A 16,972-nucleotide genomic window follows, 5' to 3' on the forward strand; every position below is an offset into this window, starting at 1 on the left:
TCATGACGGAGTGACGGCATGGAAAGATCGACTCAGCGCTCTCGCTCAGGATCGGCTGCCCGCTGAGGTGGCGGCGAAATGGATCGAGCTGTTTCAACCCGGAATCCGGCTGGTGTCCCGCGGCACCGGTCCACGGGTGGGGCAGCTCGGCGGAAACCCGGCGTTGCCGGAAGCGGTGGAATGGCCTGCCTGGGCGGACCATGGGCCGCTGACGTTCGTCGCCGCGGTGGACTGCGCGACGCTGCCGCGCGAGTTCGTGACCATCCCGCTGCCGGAGGCCGGAACGCTGTTGTTCTTCTGCTTCGACGGCCGCTACACCCCCGATCGCTACCAGCACGATCTGCCCCGCGATGCCGACGGGTACCGAGTGCTCTTCGTGCCCGCAGGCACTCCCGTCGCCGAACGGACGCCCCCGTCCGGCCTCGATCCGTACCCGCGCCGGGACGTTTTCGCGGAAATCGTGGCCACCGCGCCGGAACGAGAGCACTTCCTGCTGGACCACACCACGATCGCGAGCGGAGAGTCTCTGGCCGAAGCGGTCAAGACGGTCCTCGGTCCTGGGCGGTCAGGCACCGATGTGTTCGGGGAGATGACGTGGGAAGTCGCCCAGGGCACGCGGCGGCATCAGGTCGGCGGCCTTGCCGCACCAGTCCAGGGTGCCGTGGAGAACGAGATCGCGGCGGAAGTGCTCGAGGGCGGGTGGGAAGATCCGCGGCACAAGGAGGAAGCGGCCCGCTGGGTGCTGCTCGCCCAGTTCGACAGCGCCGAGGAAACCGACATGATGTGGGGCGACGTCGGAATGTTGTACTGGCTCATCCGGCCGGACGATTTGAAGGCAGGCCGGTTCGACGCTGCCCGCTGCTTGATGCAGTGCGGCTGACGACAAGCCCGAATGGAACGGACCATGAAGATCTTGGTGGTGGGCGGCAGCGGACTGCTGGGCCAGCATGTGCTCGACGAACTGCGGAACCGCGGGCACGAAACGACCGCCGTCGCGCGGACGGCGCGTGCAGGCATCGACCGGACGCTCGACGTCTCGAAGGCTTCGCACGCGGAGTTGCGCGAAGCGCTCGACGGACACGACGGTGTCGTCTTCGGCGGTGGCATGGACGACCGTGCGGTCGGCCGCGGACCGGTCGAGCCTCGGCTGCGCGCGGGCAACGTCGCGCCTGTCGCCGCGTTGTTGCGCGCGGCGCGCGAAGCAGGCTGTACGCGCGCGGCGGTGCTCGGGTCGTACTACACGTACTTCGACCGCGTACACCCTGAGTGGGGGTTGGCCGCGAAGCATCCGTACGTGCGTAGTCGGCTGGAGCAGGCCCGCGTCGCGCGCGAAACGGCTGGGCCGGGGTTGCCGGTGGCGGTGATCGAGGTGCCGTTTGTCTTCGGCGTTGCGGAGGACCGGGTGCCGCAGTGGTCGGTGCCGATCGTCAAGTGGGTCCGTTCCAACTCGCCGCTCTTCGCGCCTCCCGGCGGGACCGCGGCGACGAGTGCGCGCGGCGTTGGCGTCGCGACGGTGGACGCGCTGGAGCAAGCATCCGGCGCGGATGTCCCGGTAGCAGAGGAAAATCTCCAGTGGGCGGACATGTTCGCCCGGCTGGCGGCAGCAGCGGGACGACCGCGCCGGGTCCGGCCCATGCCCTCCTGGCCGGTGCGCGGTGCGTTCAAGCTCGGCGGATTTCTCAACGGGCTGAGCGGAAAACAGCCGGGGCTGACGGTGCAGCACATGGACGGCTTGTTGCTGCGGGAGTTGTATTTGGAGCTGAATTACCCGGCTCCGGTGGACGAGGCGATCAGGGAGACTGCTGTGGCACGGTAAGAATCAACCCAGCCGGGCCCGATGCGTCCGCACCGCCGCCAACCGCGGATCCGACGGTTCGAGCACCGAGGCCAGCGCGTCCAGGATCGCCAGATCATCGACACCACAGGAGGTTTCCCAGAACGCCCACAACGTGTCCGCGTCCCGGCTGTTCAACGCGAGCTGCCGGACCTGCGCGCTGATCGACTCGCGTTCCTCCAGGATCGCGGGCGATTCCGACTCCGCGAGCAGCGGGCCCTGGAACGACCGGACCGCCGCCGCGGCGTCCCCGGCGCGCAGAGCTGCTTTGGCGCGCAGGAAATCCGCGTCCACCGTGGCCGCGAGGCGGTACGGGCGCGTCTGCAACACCCCGGTGCCGAGCTGGGTGCGCAACCGGTGGATCTCGGCGCGCACGGTCACCGGATTGCCGGTCTCGCCGTACAGCTGCAGCGCCAGCTTCTCCGCCGACAAACCGCGCGGCTGAAGCGCAAGCAGAGTCAGCAATTCGGCGTGCCGCAGGGTGAACGGGATGTCCCGACCGTCCACAGTGGTCGATCCAGGGCCATCGGTGAGGTACTCGAGCGACAACTTCCGCCGGGTCGCGGAGCCGGACGTGGCGATCCGCAGGAGGTAGCCGTCGTCGAGCGGGTCGACGGTGGCGATCCGGCCGTCCGGGAGCGTCACGGTGCCGCCGCCTTTCCGTACCTCCACAGTGGACGGAAGGGTGCACGCTTCGGCGGCCAGCACCCGTCCGCCCGCTGAAAGGAGCGCGCCGGGGCGTCCGCGCAACGACGCCAGGTGCGGCATGTTCGCCCGCCGCACCTTCTCGTCGCGGACCGCCAGCTGCGCTCGCAACCGCCCCTCGGCGAGCTGCGCGGTGGCCGTGACCAGCGACAACATCGCCGGATGCACCGTGCGCAGAGGTCCGCTGACGTCGATCGAACCGAGCAACGCGCCGGTGTCCGGATCGCGTACGGGGGCCGCCGCGCAGGTCCACGTGTGATAGCGGCGGACGAGGTGTTCGGCGGAGTAGATCTGCACCGGCTGCCCGGTCGCGAGCGTGGTGCCCATCGCGTTCGTGCCGATCGCCTCTTCGCTCCACCGCGTGCCCTCGGTGAGCGCGACCTGGTCCGCGCGCAGCAGCACGCCGGTCGCGCCCTCCCGCCACAGGATGAGCCCGTTCGCGTCGGTCACGATCATCATGTGCTCGGCGTCGTCGGCGATGCTCACCAGCATCTCGCGCAACAGCGGCAGCACCGGGGCCAGCGGATGCTCCGCGCGCAGGTCGGAGAGCTCGTCCGCCTCGCAGATCAGCGGGGCCTCGCCGGCGTCCGGGTCGACGCGCGCGGCCAGCGAGCGTTCCCACGACGCCGACACCACCGAGCGCGGCGAACGCGGCGAGGTGGACCCGGACAGCACCGCCTCGCGGACATGCCGGAGCAGCCGCGCGTACGACTCCGGATCGCGCAACAGGTCGGGTTCGGGCGCCTCTGCCACGTCCACGAGAGTAGAGACCCTGGTCACAAGGCTGCAACGTCGGCGCAACGTTGCCCGGCCTACGGTCGCCGCCGACCGTCACCGACCAGCAACGAGGCAGGGCAAGATGGCCGTATACGCCGCACCGAACACCGACGGCTCCGTCGTCGACTACGAGACCCGCTACGACCACTACATCGGCGGCGAATACGTCGCGCCGGCCGGCGGGCAGTACTTCGAGAACCCGACCCCGGTGACCGGGAAGACCTTCACCGAGATCGCCCGCGGGACGGCGGCCGACATCGACCGGGCGCTCGACGCGGCCGAGGGCGCCGCGCCCGCGTGGGGCCGCACCTCGCCCGAGGAGCGCGCGAACATCCTGCTCAAGATCGCCGACCGGATGGAGCAGAACCTCGAGAAGATCGCGGTCGCCGAGTCCTGGGAGAACGGCAAGCCGGTCCGCGAGACCCTCGCCGCGGACATCCCGCTCGCGATCGACCACTTCCGCTACTTCGCCGGCGCGCTGCGCGCCCAGGAGGGCGGCATCTCGCAGATCGACGACAACACCGTCGCCTACCACTTCCACGAGCCGCTGGGCGTCGTCGCGCAGATCATCCCGTGGAACTTCCCGCTGCTGATGGCGGTCTGGAAGCTCGCCCCGGCGCTGGCCGCGGGCAACGCGATCGTGCTGAAGCCCGCCGAGCAGACCCCGGCGTCGATCCACCTGCTGCTGTCGATCATCGGCGACCTGATCCCGCCGGGCGTGCTGAACATCGTCAACGGCTTCGGCGTCGAGGCGGGCAAACCGCTCGCGTCGAGCAACCGCGTGCGCAAGGTCGCGTTCACCGGCGAGACCACCACCGGGCGGCTGATCCTGCAGTACGCCAGCGAAAACATCATCCCGGTGACGGTCGAGCTGGGCGGCAAGAGCCCGAACATCTTCTTCGACGACGTCGCCGCGGCCAACGACGCGTTCTACGACAAGGCGCAGGAGGGCTTCGCGCTCTTCGCACTGAACCAGGGCGAGGTCTGCACCTGCCCGTCGCGCGCGCTGATCCAGTCCGGCATCTACGACCGGTTCCTCGGCGACGCGGTCGAGCGCGTGAAGAAGATCAAGCAGGGCAACCCGCTCGACACCGAGACGATGATCGGCGCGCAGGCCTCGAACGACCAGCTCGAGAAAATCCTGTCCTACATCGACATCGGCAAGCAGGAGGGCGCGAAGGTCCTGACCGGCGGCGCGCAGTCCGACCTCGGCGGCGACCTGTCCGGCGGCTACTACGTCCAGCCGACGGTGTTCGAGGGCGACAACAAGATGCGCATCTTCCAGGAGGAGATCTTCGGCCCGGTGGTGTCCGTGGCGAAGTTCGACGACTACGACGACGCGCTGAAGATCGCCAACGACACCCTGTACGGCCTCGGCGCTGGCGTCTGGTCCCGCGACGGCAACACCGCCTACCGCGCGGGCCGCGACATCCAGGCCGGCCGCGTGTGGGTGAACAACTACCACGCCTACCCGGCACACGCGGCCTTCGGCGGCTACAAGGCGTCCGGCATCGGCCGCGAGAACCACAAGATGATGCTGGACCACTACCAGCAGACGAAGAACATGCTGGTCTCCTACTCCGACCAGGCGCTGGGCTTCTTCTGATGCCGCAGCGGGTGGACCTGACCCCAGCCGCCGCCGACCTCCTGCGGCGGCTGGTGCCAGTCCACGGACCGGTGATGTTCCACCAGTCCGGCGGATGCTGCGACGGCAGCGCCCCGATGTGCTACCCGGCCGGCGAATTCCGGGTCGGAGCTCGCGACGTCCATCTGGGCGACCTGACGGTGGAGGGCATCGACGCGGTGCCGGTATGGATGTCCGGTCCGCAATTCGAGTACTGGCGGCATACGCACCTGACGATCGACGTGGTGCCGGGACGGGGGAGCGGGTTCTCTTTGGAGGCTCCGGAGGGGGTGCGGTTCCTGATCCGGTCCCGGTTGCTCAGCGACGAGGAGTCGGCTGAGCTGAACGGATAACCGGACAGGTCCGCTACGGCGGCACCCGGTGAGTGTTTCCCGCTCACCGGGTGCCGCCGTTTGTTTGTTGACGGCTGGTTGAGCGCACCATTAAGCTTCCTTGTGGTTCGGGGGTTGACTGATTTCTGCGAGAAGAAGTGTGCTGTTGTCGTTCTTCTCGCCCTGGTGGCGGCCGGGTGTAGCGGGCCGCCGGATCCTCGGGCGTATCCCGGCAGCGAGGACGGAGTGAGCTGGGAAGAGGCTGCTGCGCGGTACGCGATCGCGTTGCCGTCGTGTCCGACCAAGGCTTTCCGGTTCGACGTGCAGCCCCGGCTTCGGGACCATCTGGTGTTCACTTTCGTGGCATCGAAGTCCTGCGTGGACGGCTTTTTGACGAAGTACGGTGCGGACCCTGCTCACCCGGGGCTGAAATGGCCTCGGGACGACAACTTTCCGCCGTTCGGAGCGGACAAGTCGGAGCGATACGGCTGGACCTATGACTTGAAGCAGCGCTCCGCTCTGTACCACGGTTTCCGGACACCGAATGGCTCGTCGTTCTGGGTGTTCGTCAAACAGGGTGCCGAGGAGACGGTGTACGCCTATAGTCTGACGACCGGTTACCCGAACTAGTAATCGCCGCAGGGAAAATGACAAAGAAATCGATAGCCGCGATTCTCTTTTCCGTCGCGGTAGTCGCCGGATGCGGTGGCCAGCCGGACCCGCGGGCGTATCCGGGCAGTGAGGACGGCGTCAGCTGGGAAGAGGCCTCCGCCAGGTTCCAGATGACGCTGCCGTCCTGTCCGGTCAAGGAGTTCCATTTCGACGTCCAGCCCAGGCTCACCGAACGGCTCGCCTTCGCCTTCGTCGCGTCGAAGTCCTGCGTGGACAAGTTCCTGAAGCAGTACGGCGACGATCCGGCGAACCCGACCCGCAAGTGGCCGGTCAGCGACCCCGAGCCGCGGCCTCCGTTCGACGCGGACGAGATGCGGCAGTTCGGCTGGACGTGCGACCCCAAGGCGAAGGCTGACCTCTGGCTTCCCAGATCCGTCGAAATAGTCGGGGCCCCTTGCTAGGTTCATCCCATGCTGTCGCTGAAAGACGTCTACGCAGGCGCGCCGACCGTCCTCGGCCACCAGCGGGACCAGCCCGTTCTGAGCGCCATCCGGAAAACCCGGGTCGCCACTCAAGAGCTGGCACTGTCCGAACTCAACCTCTCCGGGGACCGTCAGGCCGACCTTTCGGTGCACGGCGGGCCCGACAAAGCCGTCTACGTCTACCCGATCGAGCACTACCCGGTGTGGACCTCCGAGGGGTACTCCGTGGCGCACGGTGACTTCGGCGAGAACCTGTCCGTCGAAGGCGCGCTCGAGACCGACGCGCGGATCGGCGACGTCTGGGCCTGGGGCGACGCGCTCGTACAGATCGCCCAGCCGCGGCATCCGTGTTTCAAGCTCGCGATGCGGACCGGCCGCAAGGACGTCGTTCCCGCGATGATCAGCACGAATCGCTGCGGCTGGTACCTGCGCGTGCTGCGGCCGGGCACGGTCCCGACGGCCGGTCCGCTCGAGGTCGTGGAGCGGGCCGAGGGACCGACCGTCGCGGAGACCTTCCTGGTCACTTCGGCGAATTACGCGCAGTTGCCCGACCCGGCGCCGATGCTGGAGCTGGCCGAGCGCGTGCTGACGTCGACCGCGCTGCCCGAAAGCTATCGCAAAGGCATTAAGTCCAAAGTGGACCGGGCGAAGGGGTTACTTCCAGTCGACCTGGGGTGAGCGGTAGAAGTCGATTCCCTGCGCCTCCCAGCGCGGCGCCTGCTTGGCGATGCGGTCCCGGTAGCCGTCCCAGGTCCGGGACGCTCGCGGCGACCAGCCGATTTCCGCGACGCCGGGCAGGCGCGGGAAGGCCATGTACTCGATGTCGTCGTTGGTCCGGATGGTTTCCGTCCACAGTGGAGCTTCGACCCCGGCCACGGACTTCTCCTCGACCCCCGGAACGAGCGTCGCCGGGTCCCATTCGTAGGCGTCGCGGACTTCGACCAGACCGGCCCAATCCTGGCCCAGTTTCGTCGATTCCGTGTACTTCATGTCGAGATACGCGTGGTTGGCGGGCGACATGACGAACTTGTTCCCGCGCGCCGCGGCAGCGGCCACGTCCTCGTTCGGGCCGCCTTGGTCCCAGTACTGCGGCACGGCGGACGTCGGCAACGGAGTCTTCGCGATTTCGTGCCAGCCGGTGATCAGCTTGCCGTACTTGGCGACCATCGGGCTTACCTTCTCGTAGAAGGTTTTGTAGTCCGCGGCGGGCGTCGAATGTGCTTCGTCGCCGCCGATGCCGATGTACTTTCCGGGCGTGATCGCGGCGAGTTCGCGGATCACGTCCTCCACGAATCGGTACGTGGTGGGCGAATTGATGCACAGCGAGCTGTACCCGACCTCGATGTCGGTGCGCGGCGGGACCGCGACGCCGTCGCAGTTCAGCTCCGCGTAGACCGACTGGGCTGCGTTGGTGTGCCCGGGCATGTCGATCTCCGGCACGACCGTCACGTGCCGGCTCGCGGCGTAGGCGACGATGTCGCGGTACTGCTCCTGCGTGTAGTAACCGCCCGGGTCGCCGTAGGCCGCGGTCTTGCCGCCTTCGGTCGCCAGGCGCGGCCAGCTCTTGATCTCGATGCGCCAGCCCTGGTCGTCGCTGAGGTGCAGGTGCAGCGTGTTGATCTTGTACTGGACGATCTGGTCGATGTACTTCTTCACCTGCGCCGGCGTGAAGAAATGCCGCGCGACATCGAGCATCGCGCCGCGGTGGGCGAAGCGCGGGTAGTCGAGGACGCTGCCGCCGGCGATCGTCCACGTGCGGTGCTGCACGGTCTTCGCCTCGATCGCCGACGGCAGCAGCTGCCGCAGCGACTGGACGCCGGTGAACAGCCCGGCGGAGGTGTTGGCGCGCAGCCGGACGCCGTTCTTCGAGACGTCGAGCTGATACCCCTCGTCGCCGACGCGCGGGTCGGCGTGGCCGAGGTCGAGCGAGATCGCGGACAGCCCCGGGCTCACCGGGACGACCGGCAGCGGAAACCCGGTCGCGGGCCGCAGCAGGCCGCGCAGGTACCCGGCGACGTCGCCGGTGCCGTGCCCGGCGCGGATCACCGTCAGCGGCGTGAGCCGGAAGGTGGCGTCCGCCTTCGCCACGGCATGCACCGGGACCGGTACGAGGTCGGTGACCTGCCGTTCACTGGGCGCGGGACTCGCCGCGGCCGGCCCGGGCACTCCCACCGCGGCGAGCCCGAGCACGGTCACCCCAAGCACGGCCCTGGACAGGGTCTTCCTCACGGCATACCTCCGGTCGCGTCGCGGAGAAGGCGGACTCCAAGAGGTATAGACCACTCCGGGCGGACTGACAACGCCCGAAAGGGTCGGCTGGCACTTGATGTCCCGTTCGCCGGGATGCTCGCGGCGCCCCAATGGGGTTTTTTCATCCTGGTTTGTGCTGGTCATGGCGGGTTGGCGGGGTGTGGTAGTTGTCAGGCCGGGGTGGGCTGGGCGGTGTCGCGGGCGTGTTGTTCGTGCTGGGTGAGGACGAGCAGGGCGCGCAGCAGTGTGGTGGCGTGGCGTGGTGCCATGCGGAGTTTGTCGAGGATGCGCCAGTTTTTGAGGGCGGCGAAGCCGCCCTCGACCGCGCAGCGCATCGCGGCGAACGCCGCGTTCGCCTGTTTCTGGCCTTTCGTCAGCGGCCGGTTGGTTTCGGCTTTGAACGGGGTGAGCACGATCTGCTCGCAGGGCCCGCCGCAGTGCGGGCAGTCGCGGGCGGTGCGGACGTCTTTGTGCCAGCCGTGGAAGCCCTTGTCCCCGGCCGGGGACAAGCCGCGGGCGTGGAGCCGTTCGCGGATCCGCAGCCGGCGGGCGGCGGTGATGTCGGCGGTGCGGCCCGGCAGGACCGCGGAGATCCACAGCAGCCGGCCCGCCTCGTCGGTCAGCCCGAGCACGACCAGCCCGTGCTGTTTGTGCTTGCCGCTGTAATGGGCCCGGTTGGCGCGCCCGGCCCGGCGGCGGGTCCGGATCAGCGTCCCGTCCACCAGCGCCACCGCCGCGCCGCGGGCGGCCAGCCGGTCCAGGACCCGGTCCAGCCGGGCGGCGCGGGCGGCGAGCAGGCCGACGGTTTCCAGCACCCACCGGCGCACCGTGGAGGCCGAGACGCCGTGACCGCCGGCGATGTGCGCCAGCCGCGGATCGTGGCGCAACACCGCCAGCACCACCAAAGCCTGCCCGGCCGGGCCGGCTTTGCGCCAGCGGGACCGCAACCGCCGCCGGCGCCCGCGGATCAACTCGGCGACCAGCTGCAGGGTCTGCCGCGAAAGAGGAAGAACGACCTGGTAGGAAAGAGGGTCGAAGCCCTCGGCGGATGGTTGACTCACATCTCGATCCTGCCGAGGGCTTCACCCATGCCCACGCCGCCACGCCGGGCCTCGACAGCACTTCCCCTTGCCCCACAACCCAACCAACCCGCAACCACCGCCCCCACCAGCCACAACCACGATGAAACAACCCCAATGCCGCATTGGGTGCGCTGGACGCACCGAACGCCGCATTGGGTGCGTCGCATGCACCCAATGCCGCATTGGGGGTTTTCAGCAGCTGTGGTGTGCGGCGGGTCCCGCCCATCGGCTAGGGACAGCTTCACGCACCGCACTCGTGGGGCTGGCACGCGCTGGCGAAGTCCGTGAAGGGCTCCTTGCGGGAATCAGATTCCCTCAAGGAGCCCTTCACGGACTCAGCGGGAGTGAAACCGTCCGGCGCGGCTCGGCGGCCGGTGCCCGCAGCGCCCGGCAAACACCGCCACCGCGAACCCGCCACACACACCGCGCTACCGAGAAAACCTCCCCGTGTCGGTCCTCAGGGCCGCAGAATCGCCCGCAACGCGTCGAGCACCGACGGGTCCTCGATAGTCGACGGAATCACCTCGTCGCGTCCGTCGGCGATCCCGCGCATCGTCTTGCGCAGGATCTTCCCCGAGCGTGTCTTCGGCAACGCGCTGACCACGGAGACGTCCCGGAACGCCGCCACCGGCCCGATGTCGCGGCGAACCAGCGCCACCAGCTCGTCCCGCAACTGCTCCTCAGGCACCTCCGCCCCGGACTTCAGCACGACGAAACCACGCGGCACCTGTCCCTTCAACTGGTCCGCGACCCCGATGACCGCGCACTCCGCGACCGCCGGGTGCGAGGCCAGCACGGCTTCCATCGAGCCGGTCGACAGGCGGTGCCCGGCCACGTTGATCACGTCGTCGGTGCGGCCCATGACGAACAGGTAGCCGTCCTCGTCGAGGTATCCCGAATCGCCGGTCAGGTAGTAGCCGGGGTAGCGCGACAGGTACGCCTCGCGGTAGCGCTCGTCGTCGCCCCACAACGTCGGCAGCGAACCCGGCGGCAGCGGCAGTTTGAGCGTGATCGCGCCCTCGCGGCCCGCCGGGAGTTCTTCGCCCGCCTGGTCGAGGATGCGCACGTCCCAGCCGGGCACCGGTTTCGTCGCCGACCCGGGTTTGACCGGCATCGGTTCGAGCCCGCGCGGGTTCGCCGCGATCGGCCAGCCGGTTTCGGTCTGCCACCAGTGGTCGACGACCGGCGTGCCGAGGATGTCGTGCGCCCAGTGGTAGGTCTCCGGGTCGAGCCGCTCGCCCGCCATGAACAGGGTGCGGAACCGCGACAGGTCGTACTTCTTGAGCTCTTCCGCGTCCGGGTCCACCTTCTTGACCGCGCGCAACGCCGTCGGCGCGGTGAACAGCGCCTGCACGCCGTGCTCGGAGATGACCCGCCAGAACGCGCCCGCGTCCGGGGTCCCGACGGGCTTTCCTTCGTACAGCACGGTTGTCGCGCCGACCAGCAGCGGCGCGTAGACGATGTACGAATGCCCGACGACCCAGCCGACGTCGGAAGCCGTCCACCAGACGTCCCCGGCGTGGACGTCGTACAGCGCGCCCATCGACCACGCCAGCGCGACCGCGTGCCCGCCCGCGTCGCGGACCACGCCCTTCGGCCGCCCGGTGGTGCCGGACGTGTAGAGGATGTACAGCGGGTCGGTCGCCTTCACCGGAACCGGGTCGACCGGGTCGGCGTCGGCGACGAGTTCGGTCCAGTCGAGGTCGGCGCCGGACAGTTCCGCGCGCGCCTGCTCGCGCTGGAACACCACGACGTGCTCCGGCTGGTGCTCGGTGGTCTCGAGAGCGGCGTCGATGATCGGCTTGTACTCGACGACCCGCGTCGGCTCGATCCCGCACGACGCGGCGAGGATCAGCTTCGGCTTGGCGTCCTCGATCCGCGCGGCCAGTTCCTTCGGCGCGAACCCGCCGAACACCACGGAGTGCACCGCGCCGATCCGCGCGCAGGCGAGCATCGCGATGACGGCCTGCGGGATCATCGGCAGGTAAAGGATCACGCGGTCGCCGCGGGTCACCCCGAGCGACGCGAGCGCGCCGGCGAAGGCCGCGACCTCGTCCCGCAACTCGGCGTAGGTGTAGCGGCGTTTGCGGCCGGTGACCGGCGAATCCCAGATCAGCGCGTCCTGCGCGCCGCGGCCGCCGTCCGCGTGCCGGTCGAGCGCGTTGTAGGAGGTGTTCAGCTCCCCGTCGGGATACCAGCGGTAGAACGGCGCGGCGGACGAGTCGAGCGCGCGGGTGGGCCGCTGCGTCCAGTCGATCGCCCGGGCCGCTTCGAGCCAGAACCGCTCGGGGTCGTCCAGACTGCGTCGATACGTCTCGGTGTACGCGCCCACGAGGTCTCCTTTGACTTCCGACGGCCGAATCTGCCCTCATGATGGCCTTTCCCCCGGCGGAACGCAGGTCAGCGAGGTCAGGCGAGAACGATGCAGTGGATCACGATCCCCGGCGCGACCCGGCAACCCCGCGAAGGCCGTGTGCGTCCTAAGCTGGACCGTGGGGAACAGCCGCGCAGCGGCACCAAGACGACACTGACAGTGAGGGGAACCAGCCGGTGAGCGGAATCGCGAGCGCGCTGCTCTCGCTCGCGCACACCTTGTTCGGCCCGGGGTTCTGCCCCGGCGACTGGGTGTGGGCGACGACCACAGCGGGTGCGCTCGTCGCGCTCTTCCCGGCGGCCGGGGCGCTGATCGTGGCGATCGTCCGCAAGGGGACCGGCAACCGGTACGACGCGACGACGCTCACCGTGTTCGGGCTCATCGGCGTGGTCAGCGTGCTGGTGCTGCCGTGGCTGATGGCCTCGGGCATCTCGGAGACCTTCCGCGCGGCCAACGCGGGCGGCGTAAGCGGGCTGTCCGCTTCCGAAACCGCCAAGCTGAGCACGAACTACTGCTCGTTCATCGGCGTGCAGAAGACCTACCTGGGCGGCGGACCGAACGTCTTCGAGACGCTCTTCTACCCGCGCGGCCTCAAGCTGTCGTACGCGCTGTACCTGCTCGCCTTCACCGTGCTGCCGGTCGGCTCGCTGCTGTTCGTGATGCTGCAGGCGCGCACCGCGTTCCGCCGCGGGCCGAAGTGGCCGTCGCGGTTCTTCTGGATTCCCTTCGTGGTCATGGCGGTCGCGAGCTCGGGCATGTCGGCCAACACCGCCGTGCACTTCTGGCTCGGGTTCCTGCCGTTCAGCATCCTGGGACTGATCCCGGTCGCGCTGGTCGGCCCGCCGCCGTGGTCGGTGATCAACCGGCCGGAGCCGCGCCGCGACGAACCGCCCGCCGCGCCGCCTCCGCCGCGCCGGGATCAGCTGCCGCCGCCCCCGCCGCCGCAGAACAAGCAGTACCCGGCCACCGCGCTGGCGTCCGCTCCGGAGCCGCCGCCCGCCGGGATGCTGGCCGCCGCGCCCGGCGCGATCCCGCCGCCGCCCGGTTCGCGCAACGCGGGCAGCAGCCGGTACCGGCGCGTCCGCCAGCTCGGGCACGGCGGGTTCGGCACGGTCTGGGAAGCCGTCGACACGCAGCTCAACCGCACTGTCGCGCTCAAGATCGCGCACGCGCCCGACCGCGACACCGAGGAGCGCATGCAGCGCGAGGCGCGGGCGCTGGCCGTGGTGAACCACCCCAACTGCGTCCGCGTGTACGACCTGGTCGAGGAGCCGGACGGGCTCGCGCTCGTCATGGAGTACCTGCAGGGCCGTCCGCTCGCCGAGGTCGTCGACGGACAGGGGCCGATCGACGACGTCGCCGCAGGCCGGCTGTGGTCCACGATGGCGGGCGCGCTGGTCGCCGCGCACGAGCGGGGCGTGCTGCACCGCGACGTGAAGCCGTCCAACGTCATCCTCGACCCGGCGGGCATCGCGCATCTCATCGACTTCGGCATCGCCCGCAGCCAGGGCGACTCCAAGATGACCGCCACCGGAATGATGATCGGCACGCCCGATTTCGTCGCGCCGGAACAGGCGATGGGTTCCCCGGCGAGCCCGGCGTCGGACGCCTGGCAGCTCGCCGCCACGGTCAGCTACGCGCTGTCCGGCCAGCCGCCGCGCGGTACCCGCGAGACGCCGATGGCCGCGCTGATGGCCGCGGCGCGGGCCGATCCGGTCACGCACCTGCCGCAGCGTTCGGTGCACGCCCGGATCCTGGCGGCGTCGCTGGACCCGGAGCCGCGCCGCCGCCCGACACTGAACTCGGTGCGGCGCGAGGTCGACGGCTGGCTGAGCCGGCAGGGCAAGGCACTGGACGGGCCGGTCACGCAGATCGTGCCGCGCCGGTCGTCCCGCTGAGTCTCGTGAGCGGCTAAGCCGGTTCTAACCGGCGCAGCCGCTCACGACGGCTTCACCGCGGAAAACTCCAACCGCTTGCGCTCGATCCCCACCCGCACCCGCTCAAACCCGGCCGCCGCCAGCCGTCCCGGCAGCGTGCCCGCGTCGAGGACGTTCATCGTGTCCCCAATGTGCAGCAGCCGGAATCCGAAGCTGAGCTGGCTGTCCACGCCGCAATAGGTGCCGCCGGGCCGCAGCACCCGGAACGCCTCCGCGAAGATCCGGTCTTGCAGTTCGTCGGTCGGCACGTGGTGCAGCATCGTGAAGCACACGACCCCGGAGAACCGGCCGTCCTCGAACGGCATTTCCGCGCCGCTGCCCTCCACGATGTCCGCCCGGTCCCCGTATTTCTCCCGCAACAACCGGGTCGACGCCGGGTCGATTTCCAGCGCGGTCAGCCGTGGGAGAGCGTCGACCAACACCCTCGTGGTGGCACCGAAACCCGGTCCGATCTCGAGCACGTCGTCGCCCAGTTCGAAGCGGGCGAGCCAGTCCGGCAGCACCTCGGCGACCGCGGCGGCCCATTTTTCCGAGCTGCAGAGCTTGCGGTGCATCAGGTTCATCGGCATGGCCCCGACGCTAGGGACGAGCCTGGCTGACCGGAAGACGATAGGCTGCCACCTCATGTCGCAGTACGGTCAAACCGGCGCGATGCTGCTCGGCGACCTCCCGATCGCGCCCGGAGCCTGGTTCCCCTGGCACGAACATCCGGCGCACCAGCTCGTCTGGGCCGCGCGCGGGGTCGCCGCGGTGATGGTCGGCGACGCGCAGTGGGTGCTGCCGTCCACGCGCGCGCTCTGGATCCCGGCCGGGGTCCGGCATCGCACCGGCGCGGCCGGGAACGTCGAACTGCGCGGCATCTACGCCGATCCCGAACAGTGCCCGGTCGACTGGCCGTCCCCGCGAATCGTCATCGTCCGGCCGTTGCTGCGGGAGCTGCTGGAGCACCTGTCCGCGGACGGAATCAGCGACGCCGCCCGACGCCGTGCCGAAGCCGTCGCGTTCGATCTGCTAGAGCCGATGGACGTAGCGCCGATCGTGGTCCCCGCGCCCGCCGATCCGCGAGCGCGGGACGTCGCCGACGCGGTGCTCGCCGACCCCGCGGACTCGCGCAGCCTGGCCGAGCTGGGCCGCGAAGTCGGCGCGAGCGAGCGGACGCTGGCCCGCGCGTTCGTCCGCGACTGCCGGATGACGTTCGGGACCTGGCGCACGCAAGCCCGGCTGCGCGCGGCCTTGCCGTTGCTGGCGAAGGGAACGCCGATGACGACCGTCGCGCACCGGGTCGGGTACGCGACGGCCAGCGCGTTCGTCGCCGCCTTCCGCCGGGCGGTGGGGGTGCCGCCGGGCGCTTACTTCAGCGCCACGAAGGCAGCCACATTTCCGCCTGCCAATGGGCGTTCGTGATCGGGATTCCGTTGAGGATCGGCCACAGCCAGGCGAAGTTCGCGACCACCAGCCCGACGTAGAGCGACACGACGAGCAGACCGGTGCCCCGGCGTTCGAATCCGCGTTTGGCGCTGCCGAGGATCTGCCCGAGCGCCAGCACCAGCCCGAGCACGAGGAACGGGGCCATCGGCGTGGCGTAGAAGAAGTACATCTGCCGGTCGATGTTGGTGAACCAGGGCAGGTAGCCGGCGAAGTAGCCGGTGAGCACGGCGGCGTAGCGCCAGTCCGCGCGGAAGAACCAGCGCCACAGGCCCCAGCCGAGCATCGGGACGGCCAGCCACCACATCGCGGGCGTGCCGATCAGCATCGTCGCGCCGAGGCAGCGCGATTCGCCGCAGCCGGTGACGTCGCCGTCGTAGTAGTAGAGCATCGGCCGCAGGCCCATCGGCCACGTCCACGGCTTCGACTCCCACGGATGCGGATTGTCCTTGGGCGTCAGCAGGGTTTCGTGGAAATGCAGCACGTTGGCGGTGTAGCTGCCGAGCGAGCGCAGCGCGGGCGGGATCCAGCCGAACATGCCCGGGTCGAGGTTCTTGATCTCGGTGTAGTGCCGGTCGGTCGCGGTCTCGCTGGCGAACCACGCCCAGTACGCCGCCAGGTACATCAGCACCGGCACGACCAGGATCGCCCACAGCGCGGGCGCGACGTCGCGCCGGATCGTCCCGACCCACGGCCGCTGCACGCCCGCCGCGCGCCGGGCCGCGACGTCGAAGAACACGGTGAGCAGGCCGAACGCCGCGATGTAGTACAGCGCCGACCATTTGACGCCGAAGGTCAGGCCGATCATCAGCCCGGCCGCGAACCGCCACCACCGGAAGCCGAGCTTCGGCCCCCACTGCGATTCGCCGATCCAGCCCTCGCGCACCGCGACGGCCAGCCGTTGCCGCACTTGGTCGCGGTCGCAGAGCACGCAGGCGAACGCGGCGAGCACGAAGAACGCGATGAAGATGTCCAGCATCCCCATCCGCGACTGCAGGTGCAGCACGCCGTCGCAGATCACCAGCACGCCCGCGATGCCGCCGAGCAGCGTCGAGCGGGTCAGCCGGCGCGCGACGCGCACGGTGAGCAGCACGATCAGCGTGCCTGCCACCGCCGACATCAGCCGCCAGCCCCAGCCGTTGTAGCCGAAGAGCCACTCGCCGAAGGCGATGAAGTCCTTGGCCAGCGGCGGGTGCACGATCAGCTCGTACCCGGCGTTGTCCTCGTACCCGCCGTTGCGCAGCATCTGCGCGGCCTGGGGCACGTAGTGCTTCTCGTCGAAGACGGGACTGCCGTGGTCAGTGGGCAGGCCAAGGTTCTGCAGCCGGACGACGCCGCCGATCACGGTCAGCACGATCGTGACGATCCAGCCGCGCAGCCGGTCGCCGGGCATGGCCCGGCCGAGCAGGGTGGCTTCGCGGTCGGTCGGGGGACGGCGCGCGTCGACCGGGTCCGGCCGCACGCTCTCGTCGTCGGCACGGGTCAGCAGCGCGGTCACGGGGCCCGATAGTACGGCCTGATCCACCGGTGGCGTCTGG

The 16,972-nt window shown here is 69.6% G+C and carries 15 protein-coding genes; 9 read left to right on the top strand and 6 right to left on the bottom strand.

Annotated elements, in window-relative coordinates; all coding sequences use genetic code 11:
* The first annotated feature begins 10 nt into the window (after positions 1-10).
* Both FKO37_RS08750 and FKO37_RS08755 read left to right on the top strand, forming a co-directional pair.
* Positions 11-880 (top strand): YwqG family protein, encoded by an 870-nt coding sequence (locus tag FKO37_RS08750; RefSeq protein ID WP_037811171.1) that lies wholly within the window; start codon positions 11-13, stop codon positions 878-880.
* A gap of 24 nt (positions 881-904) precedes the next feature.
* Positions 905-1,816, top strand: a complete 912-nt coding sequence (locus FKO37_RS08755; RefSeq protein ID WP_037811239.1) for an NAD(P)-dependent oxidoreductase — start codon at positions 905-907, stop codon at positions 1,814-1,816.
* A 3-nt stretch (positions 1,817-1,819) separates the two neighbouring features.
* Here the strand turns inward: FKO37_RS08755 and FKO37_RS08760 are convergent, their stop codons facing one another.
* Positions 1,820-3,298: a helix-turn-helix domain-containing protein gene (locus FKO37_RS08760; RefSeq protein ID WP_238604193.1), complete on the bottom strand. Its 1,479-nt coding sequence runs from the start codon at positions 3,296-3,298 to the stop codon at positions 1,820-1,822.
* Between the two features lie 100 nt (positions 3,299-3,398).
* Here FKO37_RS08760 and adh point away from each other — a divergent pair, with 100 nt between their 5' ends.
* From adh to FKO37_RS08785, 5 genes are all read left to right on the top strand, one after another.
* Positions 3,399-4,922, top strand: a complete 1,524-nt coding sequence (gene adh / locus FKO37_RS08765; RefSeq protein ID WP_037811172.1) for an aldehyde dehydrogenase — start codon at positions 3,399-3,401, stop codon at positions 4,920-4,922.
* Positions 4,922-5,293, top strand: coding sequence for a DUF779 domain-containing protein (locus FKO37_RS08770; protein WP_037811174.1), 372 nt, complete (start codon positions 4,922-4,924; stop codon positions 5,291-5,293). The genes adh and FKO37_RS08770 overlap by 1 nt, the downstream gene beginning before the upstream one ends.
* Positions 5,294-5,518: 225 nt before the next feature.
* A complete protein-coding gene (locus FKO37_RS08775; RefSeq protein ID WP_037811176.1) occupies positions 5,519-5,902 on the top strand; it encodes a hypothetical protein in 384 nt (127 codons plus the stop codon).
* Positions 5,903-5,919: 17 nt separating this feature from the next.
* Entirely contained in the window at positions 5,920-6,345 is a 426-nt protein-coding gene (locus FKO37_RS08780) for a hypothetical protein (protein WP_238604194.1), read from the top strand.
* Between the two features lie 9 nt (positions 6,346-6,354).
* Positions 6,355-7,044 (top strand): MOSC domain-containing protein, encoded by a 690-nt coding sequence (locus tag FKO37_RS08785; RefSeq protein ID WP_238604195.1) that lies wholly within the window; start codon positions 6,355-6,357, stop codon positions 7,042-7,044.
* Here the strand turns inward: FKO37_RS08785 and FKO37_RS08790 are convergent.
* The 3 genes from FKO37_RS08790 to FKO37_RS08800 form a co-directional block, all read right to left on the bottom strand.
* Positions 7,021-8,595 carry a beta-N-acetylhexosaminidase gene (locus FKO37_RS08790; protein ID WP_238604196.1) on the bottom strand — a complete coding sequence of 525 codons (1,575 nt, stop codon included), beginning with the start codon at positions 8,593-8,595 and terminating at the stop codon, positions 7,021-7,023. The two genes, FKO37_RS08785 and FKO37_RS08790, sit on opposite strands and share 24 nt — an antisense overlap.
* A gap of 191 nt (positions 8,596-8,786) precedes the next feature.
* A complete protein-coding gene (locus FKO37_RS08795) occupies positions 8,787-9,677 on the bottom strand; it encodes a transposase family protein (RefSeq protein WP_238603392.1) in 891 nt (296 codons plus the stop codon).
* 478 nt (positions 9,678-10,155) lie between these two features.
* A complete protein-coding gene (locus tag FKO37_RS08800; protein ID WP_238604197.1) occupies positions 10,156-12,030 on the bottom strand; it encodes a propionyl-CoA synthetase in 1,875 nt (624 codons plus the stop codon).
* Positions 12,031-12,248: 218 nt separating this feature from the next.
* Here FKO37_RS08800 and FKO37_RS08805 point away from each other — a divergent pair, with 218 nt between their 5' ends.
* Positions 12,249-13,970, top strand: coding sequence for a serine/threonine-protein kinase (locus FKO37_RS08805; protein ID WP_238604198.1), 1,722 nt, complete (start codon positions 12,249-12,251; stop codon positions 13,968-13,970).
* A gap of 41 nt (positions 13,971-14,011) precedes the next feature.
* Here FKO37_RS08805 and FKO37_RS08810 read toward each other — a convergent pair whose 3' ends face one another.
* On the bottom strand, positions 14,012-14,578 hold the full coding sequence (locus FKO37_RS08810) for a class I SAM-dependent methyltransferase (RefSeq protein WP_238604199.1): 567 nt from the start codon (positions 14,576-14,578) through the stop codon (positions 14,012-14,014).
* Between the two features lie 55 nt (positions 14,579-14,633).
* Between FKO37_RS08810 and FKO37_RS08815 the strand changes: the two genes are divergently transcribed.
* On the top strand, positions 14,634-15,413 hold the full coding sequence (locus FKO37_RS08815; protein WP_238604200.1) for a helix-turn-helix domain-containing protein: 780 nt from the start codon (positions 14,634-14,636) through the stop codon (positions 15,411-15,413).
* Here FKO37_RS08815 and FKO37_RS08820 read toward each other — a convergent pair.
* Complete coding sequence (locus FKO37_RS08820; protein ID WP_238604201.1) at positions 15,364-16,932, bottom strand: dolichyl-phosphate-mannose--protein mannosyltransferase; 1,569 nt, start codon at positions 16,930-16,932, stop codon at positions 15,364-15,366. The genes FKO37_RS08815 and FKO37_RS08820 overlap by 50 nt on opposite strands.
* Between the last annotated feature and the right edge of the window lie 40 nt (positions 16,933-16,972).

The organism is Amycolatopsis sp. Poz14, assembly GCF_006704225.1.
GTDB classification, from domain to species: Bacteria; Actinomycetota; Actinomycetes; order Mycobacteriales; family Pseudonocardiaceae; genus Amycolatopsis; species Amycolatopsis nivea.